This window comes from Bacillus cereus, from assembly GCF_007678085.1.
Taxonomy (GTDB): Bacteria; Bacillota; Bacilli; order Bacillales; family Bacillaceae_G; genus Bacillus_A; species Bacillus_A cereus_BE.
This window is the reverse complement of record NZ_VEDW01000003.1, coordinates 228,599-240,970: the sequence shown is the minus strand read 5'-3', so window position 1 is coordinate 240,970 and position 12,372 is coordinate 228,599. Positions and strand designations below refer to the sequence as shown.

Sequence of the window (12,372 nt, the reverse complement as noted above, 5' to 3'; positions counted from 1 at the left end):
TTATCGAAATAAGAGTAGCCTTCTTGACTAAGTGAACCGCTCTTATCTTTCAGGTGTTTTTTCACCTGCAGGATTTGGCACCTTTCGTCTAAAACGAGGTTGCCGAAGTTTCATAGGGCCCGTCCCTCCACTTCTCAACATAAGAATTGTTTGATTTTCATTTATTATAATCATCAGAATAATAAAAATCAATCTATTAATGCTTATTTTTCCGATATACATTAAATGATATACAGAAAAATCATATTGTTATAGAGATTTATAAGGGTATTATGTTGTTTTACTTGCGGATAGTTAAAGGGGTATGTTGTATCATGTCGAAAACATCATGTATAACCAAGTTGCTTTACTTCTATCTTAAAAATACAGAAAAAGAGGTGTTAGTAGCATGAAAAATATACGATGCGAGAATTGTGGTTCTACTACATTTAAAGAAGGAAGAATTGGAGCTGCTTATCATGCATATGTTTGTGCAGATGAACCTAGTAGTTTCTTTTCAAGAGGGAAGCAATCCAAACTATTAACCACATTTTGTTTAGAGTGCGGTGAGGTGAAATCATTTAGAGTGGAGAAGCCGGAGAGATTTGAAGAATAGAATAATACTAATTACATATTATGAAGATGGTTATGAATGATGGTAACATTCAAGCATTTCGCCTACCTTTAGAATTGGAATATTGAGTACTTTCATCTATAGGTGCTATTTCACTAGGAAAAATCCGTTCCTCTGTAAAGTTGCTTTCGGAATAATAGACACGAAATTTCATATAAAATGCAAATAAACAAGGAACCTATTAGTCGGTTCCTTGTTTATTTAACATTCCCCTTCAGATATATGACAATAAAGAATACATCATCACGTTGTCAGCAAGAAAAAGTGTATTCTGCATTTCTGAAAACAGTAGATGGCAGATTGTGACCTGCTGAATCTGCTAAGAAAGAATATACAAGCACATCCTTAACATCATCTTTATTTCCACTAATGATGACATCAAGAAAATCTTCTATGTGGAATTCTGGCGTAAACAACACAATCTTAGTTGTTCTGTTTGGTTCTAAAGAAACAAAAGTACGAGAGATTTCAACTAATTCATTTTGAGTTGGAAAAGAAGTGTTTGGACTTCTCTTAACAGTTACCGTTACATTACTAGTATGGCAGCGTGAATCATTGTTTAACATAATGTTGAGAGCAGTTGGAATAATCCCATTTTCAGAAACTGGAACTCGAAACACTCCAGTAGATTTATGAGCCATATAATCACATCCTTTCAAAATAAAATATATTTACAATATATTAGATGCAAGAAACGTTCATTTTGATAGGGACAAATTATATGATTAATATATCTATAATAACCCTTGGTATTACTAAGACAATGATTTAAAAGATTAAAAAATATCGCGAGAATCCATCGAATATATATGAAAAGAAAAAAGAATAAGGTGCCTAAAAGATTCCCTATTTCGAGCCAATAATGAGACATTATGTTAATCTTATATGTATAGTTGCACAAAATTGAGAAACTTAAGGAGACAGATCAATTTATGAGAAAATCATTCATATTACTTACTTTAATTCTAGTATTAGTCAGTGTTACGGCTGCTTGCACACAAGATAAAAAAGATAGTGCCGTTGAAAGTAGTCCAATAGAAGAACCAACCGTAAAAAATGAAAGTGAAGAATTAATAAATTTTGAAGAAAAAGAAGATATGAGCCGCTTGGAACAAGGTATTTTATTAGTTGGTGAGAGTGTTAAGGGAGGCTATTACTTGAGCGCTGTTCATAGTGCATATTTAAATGATAGCAACGATTCCGTCGTTGTTAATGTCTCTGTAAAAAATGTACGAGGTCAAACGATTGGACTATCAGAATTAAAATATAACTTAAAAGATGAAAAAGACGGAAAAACTTATGAAGGAAAGGTGCTTGACCAAAACCTTTCTGATATACAAGTTAAACCAAATGAAACGGTAGAATTAAAAATAGCTTTTGAAGTACCAAGTACCGCAGATGAATATATGTTTTATATTGAAAGCTCTTTAGATCCTCTAGGAGCACACTGGAAAATCGATAAGCTGCAATCACAAAAAAACTAATCCTCAAATAAGCAAAAAGCAATGAAAAAATTTGTTATAGATACAAATGAATAATATATAAACATAAAACCATCGATTTAATGAATCGTTGGTTTTTTTTCAAAAAATGCTCCATTAAAAACTAGGAGACAAAAAAACTAATCCCTAAAAGAGATTAGTTCAATATATCCAGAGTTATTATTATAGTACATAGTTTTATGAGCAAACGTTATATAATGTTGTGTGGGATACATAACCTGTCATCCCTTTATAAGTAACTTTTAACCACTGTTTAGAATTACTATAATGCCCTTGAACATACTCACCTGTTACCCATGTGCCAGTAATTTTCTGACCACTAGTAAATGTATGTAAGACAGGTGATCCCACAGTGTAACCACTGCGCATCTTTGCACCATATGTACCTACCGTACCCCCCTTTGCACAAGCTGCTACTACTGTTTCATTTTCAGTAGTATTCGTAGCCGCGAAAGCAGAGCCGTTAAATGTAAACAAAGTAAACATAAAAGCTGTTAATAAAGTACAAATAGATAAGCGACGTAACAAAATAAATTCCCCCTTTTTTTATAATTTATTTCTTCACAAACGATTATCTTAAATATTCTAACTATTTGCAATATATTAATGTTGAGAAATATTAGTTGGAGTTTTGAAATAAAATTTTATCAAAAATATGAACAAACTCATATTTTACAGAGAGAGCCCGAAAGTAGTCTTCCACCAACTATATAAAAGTCCCTCCACCTTAAGGCAAAGGGACTTTCTCATTCCTATTTCAAACTACACGAAATCTCCGTAAAGATAACTCCAAATGCATGTGGATATCCTAAACTTCTTTCACCAACTGTACCGGCGCGGCCCATGCGAGCTACGATTTCTTTCGTATACTCTGTTGCTTTTTCAAAGGGAATTTTCACTATGTTTAAAATATATGAACACATAAATCCATTTACTTTTTACGAAAATAAAATTGTATTGTTTAGAATTTCAATGTTAATCAATTTAAAACTTCATGAGTTAATTAAATGTGATATTTAAAGAAGGAATTTGTGATGAAGTACTCACATGATGGAATTAATGTTAAAAAACAAAAAAACTCTAACTAATTCGTCATCGCAATTTAGTTAGAGTTTTTTTGTTTGAAGTATTCACGAGTATCTACCCTTATCTTTTCAGGTAAAACAATATCAAGTTCTTTATCTAACCATGCAAGGGTCTTTTTACGAAGAAACTCACGCATGTGTTCTTCTGCTTCAAGCATTACTAAGTTAATTGTACAAGAAGAATTGCTAGGTTCACAAGAATTGCAAGCCTCGTCCTCGTCTCGATATAGTAGACCATTCTGTACAATATTTTTACATTGAAAAATAGGTTTTGGACCTTCGACAGCTTCTATTACATCCCAAAAAGAAATATCTTCTGGAGACTTAGCTAACCTATACCCGCCCTTTACACCTGGGACAGAACTTACAATGCCAGCTTTAGATAATTTACCGAAAACTTTTGAAAGGAATGTTTCAGAAAGCCCTTGGAACTCTGCCAAATCTTTTATTCCGACACTTTCCTTGGAAGGAGTGTTAATTAAATAAACTAGGCAATGCAAGGCATATTCAACCCCAACACTATATTGCATATACAAATCACCTGCTTTTTATTTTAAGGGTTATCAAATTGTATCTTAGGACCATTTAGAATTTTAGTCAAATAAAAAAAGGCTCGTTTAGAATAGTATGTATTTCATTTGACAAAAATAATTGCAGAGTTTATATTAAAGACCAAGTTAATCGACGATTAACTTGGTCGACAATTAAAACGTAAAATCTTTTACAAAGGGGAAATACAAATGAACAAAACACTTATCATAAACGCACATCCGAAAGTGGATGATACATCATCAGTCAGCATTAAGGTTCTTAACCACTTTTTAGTATCTTATAAAGAATTAATTCCTAATAATGAAACGATTGAACAGATTAGTTTATACGATGATGTAGTACCAATGATAGATAAAACTGTTTTAAGCGCATGGGAAAAGCAAGGAAATGGACAAAAGTTAACTGATGAAGAACAAAAAGTAACAGAGCGTATGTCCGAAATTTTACAACAATTTAAAAGTGCAAATACGTATGTTATCGTATTACCTTTGCACAACTTTAATATTCCATCAAAGTTAAAAGATTACATGGACAATATCATGATTGCACGTGAAACATTTAAATATACTGAAACTGGATCAGTGGGATTACTTAAAGATGGAAGAAGAATGCTTGTTATACAAGCAAGTGGAGGAATCTATACAAATGATGATTGGTATACAGAAGTGGAATACTCTCATAAATATTTAAAAGCAATGTTTAATTTCCTTGGTATTGAAGATTATCAAATCGTTCGTGCACAAGGAACAGCAGTATTAGATCCAAATGAAGTATTACAAAATGCGTATAAAGAAGTTGAAGAGGCGGCTTCTAGATTGGCTAACAAATAATTTTTTTCACTGGGAGCATAATGGTTATAAATAAAGATCCCCTCCACCATAAGGCAGAGGGGTTTCTCTAATTTCTATCTCAAACTACCCGCAATCTCCGTAAAGATAACTCCAAGTGCATGTGCACCTGCATCTGGATAGCCTAAGCTTCTTTCACCAACTGTACCAGCGCGGCCCATGCGAGCTACGATTTCTTTCGTATACTCTGCTCCTTTAACCGCTGCTTCTGCTCCTTTTTCAAAGGCAGTTTTCATGTTTTCTTCGTTTGAAGCGCTAGCTAACCAAGAGTCTACACATGGAGCAAGTGCGTCAACAAGTGTTTTATCACCAACTACTGCTCCTCTACCGAACGATCTTTCACCGATAGATTGTATACCTTGAAGTGCTGCTTGTAACATTTCAGCGAATTCTTTCACTGTTAACTCACGTTTTTCGCCTGCTGCTTTACTAGCTGCACGGAATGCACCGCCCCAAATTGGACCAGATGCGCCGCCGCAATGTTCCATAATAATCATCGAGCAACCATCAAGGAACGATCCGATCGTTACGTTCTCTTGATCTACGATAGAATGCCACTCGCGTTTTAATTGCTTAAATCCTTTTGCAACACTCATTCCGAAGTCGCCGTCACCAGCATGCGTGTCTAACTCACAGAACGGTACTTCGTTTTTAATAATCACGTCGCTCATTTTATCAACGAGATAAATCATGTTGTTTAATGTAATAACATTATCTTTTATAACAGCGTGCTCTTCCGCTGTTTCTATTTCAAATGAAACTTCCTTCTCTTCTGTCTCTTCAAGTACATTCACGTACTCGACACTTTCGACTGGTCCATCTACTTTAAACGCTGGTGTATTGCATTCTTTCGATAGTAATGTTTTTAGCTCATCATCTAATTTCATTACTGTTAAAGACATACCAGCCATATCGATACTCGTCATATAATTGCCGACGAATACTCTATTAATTTTAATGTTTCTAGCAGCTAGTTCTCTCGTCACGGCGTTATTAAATAAGTAAAGTTCTTGCAGTGGTGTTCCGCCAAAACCATTTACTAAAAGCGCAATTTCTTCGCCGTCTTTTACTCCTAAATCTTTCATTAAATCGTTTGTCATACGGTTCGCTAATTCATCTGCTGACAACATTTTTTCACGTTTAATTCCTGGCTCGCCGTGAATACCTACGCCGTATTCCATTTCATCTTCCGCAAGTGTGAAAGTAGGTGATCCACTCGCTGGAACTGTACAAGACGTTAACGCTAAACCGATTGTGCGCACGTTAGCTGCTGCTTTTTCTGCTACAGCTTTCACCGCTCCTAAATCCATACCTGCTTCCGCTGCTGCGCCAGCAATTTTATGAACGAGAATAACACCCGCAACGCCGCGGCGTCCTACTGTATACAAACTATCTTCTACCGCAATATCATCATCCACTTTTACGTAGTCGACTTCAATTCCATCTTCCGTCGCTAAATGCGCTCCGTTTTTGAAATTCATAATATCGCCGCTATAATTTTTAATAATTAATAACGTTCCTTTTTTACTAGCTGTCTCTTTAATCGCTTGATATACCTGAATTTGTGAAGGAGAAGCAAACACATCTCCGCACACTGCCGCATCTAACATTCCTTTTCCGACTAATCCTGCATGCGCTGGCTCGTGACCACTACCGCCGCCACTAATTAACGTTACTTTATTTTCGTTCATTTCTTTCTTCTTAATTACTTTATATTTTTTCAAAAGCTCAAGCTCTGGGTGCGCCATCACCATTCCGTTGCACATTTCCATTACTAATGTTTCTGGTTTGTTTATAATCTTTTTCATTGTGATTCTCCCTCAATTCCTTTAATATATTGTGATATATTTGAAATCTTCTTCTTACTACTCATGTTAAAATGAAAGCGTTTTATAGTAAACGGACAAAATGGACAATCTGTCTAAAGACACCGCTCTCATTTATGGGTAGGATTTTCATATTACTAACATTCTAGGGATGATTCACATGACCTCTTCTATAATTTCTAAAAAGATAATCGCGAACTCATTGAAGTATTTAATGGAAACAGAGTCATTTCATAAAATATCAGTGAGCGATATTATGTTACACTGTCAAATGCGTAGGCAAACTTTTTATTATCATTTTAAAGATAAATTCGAACTATTAAGCTGGATTTATAGGGAAGAAACGAAAGAAAACATCATCGACTTTCTCGACTATGAAACGTGGGAAAACATTTTCGATTTATTATTTGATTACTTTTATGAAAATCAAAAATTTTACCGAAATGCTTTTAAAGTCATTGAACAAAACTCGTTCAATCACTATTTATTTGAGCATACGAAAAACTTATATATGAAGATTATTGATGAATTATCTGTGAGCTGTGGATTCAGCCTTTCTGATGAGACAAAAAATACGATTGCCTCCTTTTATAGCCACGGCTTCGTTGGAACGATAAAAGATTGGATTGAAAGCAAATGCGAAGTAGATCCGTCCATTATGTCTTCTCTCATGAAAAATATGATAAACAATCAATTACTACTATTACTGGAGCAATCTGCAAAGTAATTAAAGGGTGGCAAAAGCAATGAAAAAGATTATGAATGATGTACAACATATCGTTCAAGATATGATGCATGGCTTTTATTTTGAACATAACGACAAAGTAAATTACGACGAAACAAATAACATCATTTATGTAAAAGATATCGAAAAACTGAATCAAGACGTTGTCCTTATAAGCGGTGGTGGTAGCGGACATGAACCCGCTGATGTTGGTTATGTAGGAAAAGGTATGCTTACGGCGGCAGTAAACGGAAGCATCTTCACTCCTCCAACAGTGGAACAAATCGTCGCAGCAACTCGTCTCATGCCAAAGGATAAAAGTATTTTATTCATCATTAAAAACTTTAAAGATGACGTAGCGAATTTTTTAGCGGCGAAGCAAATTGCCAAAGAAGAAGGACGACAAATTGACCACATCATCGTAAATGACGACGTTTCAATTGAAGATGATGCTTCGTTTAATAAAAGAAGACGCGGCGTTGCTGGTACTGTGTTCGTCCAAAAAATACTTGGTGCGGCCGCTCTTGCAGGTCACTCTTTAGACGAACTAACAACACTAGGCCATTCTATCACCGAAAACTTACACACATTAGGAGTCGCCCTTTCACCTGCAAACGATCCAGTAAAAGGAAAAGCTTCATTCACATTAAACGACGATGAAGTCTTTTACGGCGTCGGTATCCACGGCGAAAAAGGATACCGTAAAGAAGCACTATCCTCTTCTGAAATATTAGCGATCGAACTAATGAACAAATTAAAAAGCATTTACCGCTGGAGAAAAGGTGACAACTTTGCGATCCTCATTAATGGATTAGGTGCGACACCATTAATGGAACAATACATTTTTGCAAATGACATTCGCCGTTTGTGTGAGTTGGAAGGCTTACAAGTTACATTCGTAAAAGTCGGTACGCTGTTAACTTCTTTAGATATGAAGGGTGTTTCGCTTAGTTTGCTTAAAGTAGAGGATTTGGATTGGGTGAAGTGGTTGAAGGAAAATACGGAAACTGCTAGTTGGTAATACAATTAAAGTATAGGTTGTTTCTTGAAATCAATTTTTAAATAACTCAAAATAACAAGCAAAAAGTCCCTTCAAAGTTAAAGGGACTTTTTAGTATGTAGAAATTAGCCTAAACCTAAGATTACATCTCTTGAAAGGGGGCATTTTTATGTTATTCAGGTTTATTGAGGAGCTTTTGTTTGAAGCAACTTTAACCCCATACCAATAAAAATCAGTCCTGTTATCTTATTTAGAATCATTCCTACCTTTTGGTTTCCTCTTAATTTTTTTGTAACATATGAAGAGAAATAAGCAACAAATAAACACCATAATAGTCCAGTTACTGTAAAAGTAAGTCCTAAGATGATAAAAGGCATAGGACCTGAAGCCTTTGTATCTATAAATTGCGGAAGAAACGCAATAAAGAATAAAGAGACTTTTGGATTTGTAAGACTTGTTAAAAGCCCTTGTATATATATCTTTCTAATGTTTAATTTATTGGATGAAGCTTGGAAGTCTACATTTGTCTTATCAAGTATCATTTTAATCCCTAAATATACGAGATAGATAACACCTATAACCTTAATGATGTTAAATAGCACAATGGATTTTGTAAGTATAATAGATAAACCAAAAGCAACCAACAACGTATGAACTAAAGAACCAGTAATAATACCAAAAACAGAATACACACCTGCTTTTCTACCTTGTGAAATACTTCTCCCCACAATATACATGGTGTCTGCACCAGGAATTAAATTCAATAAAATTCCTGTTAGTAAAAACACTTCATAATTAATAATACCGTACATTTTAGCACCTCTATCTATTTTTTTGGTGCCCTTATTGATATTAAATTAAATAAACGAAAAAAGAAAGTATTTTCTATTTATTCAATAAAATAAGCAGATTTTTGATTTACAACCAATAAAGCTGATTATGCGAATTGAAAATTCTTTCCGTACTTCTGAAGGGGTTTTTACATGTTTTGCAAGACTTTTTATGGTAGCCAAAAGTACTTTCATGTACAGAAGATACCTTTTCAGTCTACAACTATTTTTAACAGTCTAATATTTTTTCATAAGATATTAAAACAAACAAATGAGCTTCTTAGTTACAAATCAGCAAAAAAGTTTATTTTGGGGGTACTATGAATTTTTAGCTTGATAGCGATGTGCGCTTACCCGTATACGTAATTTTTGAATCTACAAACGAAATCCAGCTATTAAAAAATTCAATTACTGAAGAATTTTGCCCTCCTTATTACATTAAGGAATTAAATTATTCATTACTGTTCATTCTAGGGGAAATTCGAAAAGCCTTCTTTAATGATCTATTCAGCACATTGTTTTTATAAAGTGAAACTTTAATCAGCGGGGGTTTTATTCATCCCCCACTGATTATTAATTGAACCAATCGGGCTTTTACGGGCAGTTGATCCCCCCCCTAACTGCTTTGCTTTCGCTGAATTTTGAGGTGGGGTCTTACTGCCCATTAAAGCGGGATAAACGAAATCGCACAAGGGCATAATCACCTCACTGAAGGATGACAGGTCTTCCAAATAAAGCTGGATGATAAATTAACATCGCACCTACAAATGAACATACTAGACAAAAAACAGCCTCGTATTTTATGACTACAGGAGAGTTCGTATCAAGCTTTTTTTCCGCTCTTTTCAATATCAATTTAAATAACGCTGTATATAATACTTTATATAAGACATACCCAATAATTGCCCCAAGGGTGTTCGTAAATAAATCATCAATATCTGTAATTCTGTTATTTAGTAATTGATTTAACTCAATTGCCAATGAAAAAAAGAATCCCGCACATACGGTGTTTTTCATTTTTCTAAACTGCGGCCAAATAGTCGGTAGTAAAAAACCGAACGGCATAAACAGTACAATGTTTAAAAGATACGTCGTACTACCTGCCGTATCAAATAGAGTCAAATTAATTTGATTTACACGAATCCACGTTTCATATCTACTTATATCCCATACAGTCGCGATTTGCGTCACCTTATACACAAGCGAAAGGTAGAACAGAAAAACATATACCGATAGAAAATGCCGAATAGATATAGTTCTTTTCGCTTTAAAATAACATCCAATTTGAAATACAATACAAAACATAATTGTAAAAAAATAAGTATACAAATAACTCATTAAAACTTCTGTATGCATGTGGAATCCCCTAACTTTACATTTTCATCTATGACTTTGTTGTTTACAGGATAGGAGAAACTTTTAAAATAAAAAGTGGGGTAAATATAAAATTTTCATTAAACTTTATGTTGAGTTTTACTATTAATCCTCTTAGGAATCCGCTATCCGCTGTTAGGCAACAACATGCTTAAATCTAATTTTCACACGTAACCTCCGTAGTATTTTAATTAATGCAGCATATATAAAATCATGTGAATCGTTTGTTCAGTTAAGAAATAGATACCGGAGTTATTTCTGTTGCTTTTCAACTGTCTCTTGTTCTACTTTCTCCTTTTTCACTATCCCTTTTGCTTCGGCTTTCTTCGCTTTCTCAGCTTTAGATTCTTTAGAATTACTTGCTGTTTCATTAGATGAACACGCTGCTAATCCCATAAATAAAGCACAACAAGTAAGTATTTTTAATAGTCTATTGTTCATAATATGTATCTCCTTTAAAATACAAGATTTTCTGAACTATTATAGCAAATGCCGTTACGAATCCTTGTTATATTTTGTAAATTAAAATTTAAAAAAGAGAGCCGCAGCCCTCTATTTTTTAGTACTTATCATTACAACCGTTATAATAATAAGATTCATCATCGTTTATACTACTACAACAAATACAATTTGTTTGTTGTATTAATAGATTAAGTGTAGCTGGAGCACTAGTATCTGAAAAAGTAATACTTTCAACATCTTCTACTAAAAATGTTTTAATATCTCCTTGTGTTAAGGTAAGTGTAAGTGGAGAACGATGATTTAATCTCGCAATTGTTAATCTAACCGTTGTTGCAAATGCAAGACTGAAACTCAATTTAATAAGTGTTTTATTGTGATTTTTGGTGAAATTTTCAAATACAGTTCGAGGAACTCCCGTTGTTATATCGAGATCTTGAGGAGTATCCCCAGTACCAAAAATAGTATAAGTCTCTATAAAACAGTTATTTGAATCTGAATTTGAAGAATTACATGAACGATCATTTTTCTTGTAATATTTCTTTCCATTTTTCAAGAAATAATCCGCCATATATAATCACTCCCTTCATATAAGCGCTAAAGGTTGTCCCTATATATTATGAAAAATATTTTAAAGTGTTTGGACATGTAGAAATAGAAAATAAAAAAGAGAATATTAGCTCCCACTAATGTCATTTTGTCAACACACCGCATTTATTAAGTATGATAAGTAATTTAGGAGGTAGCTTATGTCAGAAGAAAAAGATTTACAGGGTGCGGCAATAAACCCAAGCCTACTTGGCCCCACCCTTCCACCAATCCCGCCATTCACTTTACCCACAGGACCTACTGGGCCTACTGGAGTTGGAAGTACTGGCCCTACAGGTGCAACCGGACCTACTGGAATTGGTATAACTGGTCCAACAGGTCCAATTGGGCCTACTGGAGAAACTGGAATAACAGGGCCTACTGGTCCAATTGGCTTAGGCTCATCTTACTTTTTTAACCAAACGACAGAAAGGTTGGACATTCCAGAAAATCCGGGTTTCACTTTCCAAACTATTTTACAAGTTGATGTAACTACAACTGTACCTGGTGAAAGAGTAAGACTAGATTCAATGATCGAAACTCTAATTGAAACTTTTAGCTCAGAAACGTTTTATACCAGTCGCTTAACTTTTAGGTTCACACGAACTGGAGGTGTTCAAATAATAGAGGCTGATTCACATATAATCAACTTTGTGAAACTAGAAGGCTTTAGTTCCATTATAATTGATACCCAGAATTTAACGTGGACTGATATACCTCCAGGCCCAGGCACCTATACCTATTCGCTTGAAATTCGTCGTGGCACAGGTGTTTTTGAAAGTAATATAGATAGAGTTCTAGTTTTAGCTAGGTCAATGGATGCCATTGTATTTCCACCGTCTCCATAAATAATTAACAAAAAGAGAGCAGAAGCTCTCTTTTCTCATGCTATAAAGCACATTTAGATTTATGTATTCAAGTCATCCAAATTCGTTATTTACAAGACATTTTATTACTTTCATCGCTTTCAA

Annotated in this window: 14 protein-coding genes, 1 pseudogene and 1 riboswitch; of the genes and pseudogenes, 6 read left to right on the top strand and 9 right to left on the bottom strand. The window is 34.4% G+C overall.

The genetic code is table 11. The annotated features are described in order from the left end of the window. Positions 1-39: 39 nt before the first annotated feature. Positions 40-146, bottom strand: a riboswitch (SAM riboswitch). A 242-nt stretch (positions 147-388) separates the two neighbouring features. Then, complete coding sequence (locus FS742_RS14835; protein WP_144613259.1) at positions 389-595, top strand: hypothetical protein; 207 nt, start codon at positions 389-391, stop codon at positions 593-595. A gap of 269 nt (positions 596-864) precedes the next feature. Here the strand turns inward: FS742_RS14835 and FS742_RS14830 are convergent, their stop codons facing one another. Further along, positions 865-1,254 carry a hypothetical protein gene (locus FS742_RS14830; RefSeq protein WP_144613257.1) on the bottom strand — a complete coding sequence of 130 codons (390 nt, stop codon included), beginning with the start codon at positions 1,252-1,254 and terminating at the stop codon, positions 865-867. Positions 1,255-1,545: 291 nt separating this feature from the next. Here FS742_RS14830 and FS742_RS14825 point away from each other — a divergent pair, with 291 nt between their 5' ends. Further along, the gene (locus tag FS742_RS14825) at positions 1,546-2,097 is read left to right on the top strand and encodes a DUF4352 domain-containing protein (RefSeq protein ID WP_144613255.1); all 552 of its coding nucleotides are present in this window, start codon (positions 1,546-1,548) and stop codon (positions 2,095-2,097) included. A gap of 195 nt (positions 2,098-2,292) precedes the next feature. Here the strand turns inward: FS742_RS14825 and FS742_RS14820 are convergent, their stop codons facing one another. The 3 genes from FS742_RS14820 to FS742_RS14810 all read right to left on the bottom strand — a co-directional run bounded on the left by FS742_RS14820 (position 2,293) and on the right by FS742_RS14810 (position 3,730). Beyond that, on the bottom strand, positions 2,293-2,643 hold the full coding sequence (locus tag FS742_RS14820; protein WP_000946187.1) for an SH3 domain-containing protein: 351 nt from the start codon (positions 2,641-2,643) through the stop codon (positions 2,293-2,295). A gap of 224 nt (positions 2,644-2,867) precedes the next feature. Continuing rightward, positions 2,868-3,038, bottom strand: coding sequence for a dihydroxyacetone kinase (locus FS742_RS14815; RefSeq protein WP_144613253.1), 171 nt, complete (start codon positions 3,036-3,038; stop codon positions 2,868-2,870). Between the two features lie 179 nt (positions 3,039-3,217). Beyond that, positions 3,218-3,730: an RrF2 family transcriptional regulator gene (locus FS742_RS14810; protein WP_144613251.1), complete on the bottom strand. Its 513-nt coding sequence runs from the start codon at positions 3,728-3,730 to the stop codon at positions 3,218-3,220. Positions 3,731-3,940: 210 nt separating this feature from the next. Here FS742_RS14810 and FS742_RS14805 point away from each other — a divergent pair, with 210 nt between their 5' ends. Then, positions 3,941-4,582: an FMN-dependent NADH-azoreductase gene (locus FS742_RS14805; RefSeq protein ID WP_144613249.1), complete on the top strand. Its 642-nt coding sequence runs from the start codon at positions 3,941-3,943 to the stop codon at positions 4,580-4,582. Positions 4,583-4,656: 74 nt separating this feature from the next. On the opposite strand, the gene dhaK is transcribed toward FS742_RS14805, so the two are convergent. After that, positions 4,657-6,408 carry a dihydroxyacetone kinase subunit DhaK gene (gene dhaK / locus FS742_RS14800; protein WP_144613247.1) on the bottom strand — a complete coding sequence of 584 codons (1,752 nt, stop codon included), beginning with the start codon at positions 6,406-6,408 and terminating at the stop codon, positions 4,657-4,659. 178 nt (positions 6,409-6,586) lie between these two features. Here dhaK and dhaS point away from each other — a divergent pair, with 178 nt between their 5' ends. Together dhaS and dhaQ are read left to right on the top strand one after the other, a co-directional pair. After that, on the top strand, positions 6,587-7,153 hold the full coding sequence (gene dhaS, locus FS742_RS14790; protein WP_000204220.1) for a dihydroxyacetone kinase transcriptional activator DhaS: 567 nt from the start codon (positions 6,587-6,589) through the stop codon (positions 7,151-7,153). Between the two features lie 19 nt (positions 7,154-7,172). Beyond that, positions 7,173-8,171, top strand: coding sequence for a DhaKLM operon coactivator DhaQ (dhaQ, locus tag FS742_RS14785; protein WP_144613245.1), 999 nt, complete (start codon positions 7,173-7,175; stop codon positions 8,169-8,171). A gap of 161 nt (positions 8,172-8,332) precedes the next feature. Here dhaQ and FS742_RS14780 read toward each other — a convergent pair whose 3' ends face one another. From FS742_RS14780 to FS742_RS14760, 4 genes and pseudogenes are all read right to left on the bottom strand, one after another. Continuing rightward, complete coding sequence (locus tag FS742_RS14780; RefSeq protein WP_087957570.1) at positions 8,333-8,962, bottom strand: LysE family translocator; 630 nt, start codon at positions 8,960-8,962, stop codon at positions 8,333-8,335. 723 nt (positions 8,963-9,685) lie between these two features. After that, the gene (locus tag FS742_RS14775; protein ID WP_144613243.1) at positions 9,686-10,336 is read right to left on the bottom strand and encodes a VanZ family protein; all 651 of its coding nucleotides are present in this window, start codon (positions 10,334-10,336) and stop codon (positions 9,686-9,688) included. A 273-nt stretch (positions 10,337-10,609) separates the two neighbouring features. After that, a pseudogene (locus FS742_RS14765) lies at positions 10,610-10,795 on the bottom strand (hypothetical protein); the annotation flags it as partial. 118 nt (positions 10,796-10,913) lie between these two features. Further along, positions 10,914-11,384 (bottom strand): hypothetical protein, encoded by a 471-nt coding sequence (locus FS742_RS14760; protein ID WP_144613241.1) that lies wholly within the window; start codon positions 11,382-11,384, stop codon positions 10,914-10,916. A 178-nt stretch (positions 11,385-11,562) separates the two neighbouring features. Between FS742_RS14760 and FS742_RS28045 the strand changes: the two genes are divergently transcribed. Beyond that, entirely contained in the window at positions 11,563-12,249 is a 687-nt protein-coding gene (locus tag FS742_RS28045) for an exosporium leader peptide-containing protein (protein WP_260869669.1), read from the top strand. Positions 12,250-12,372 lie beyond the last annotated feature (123 nt).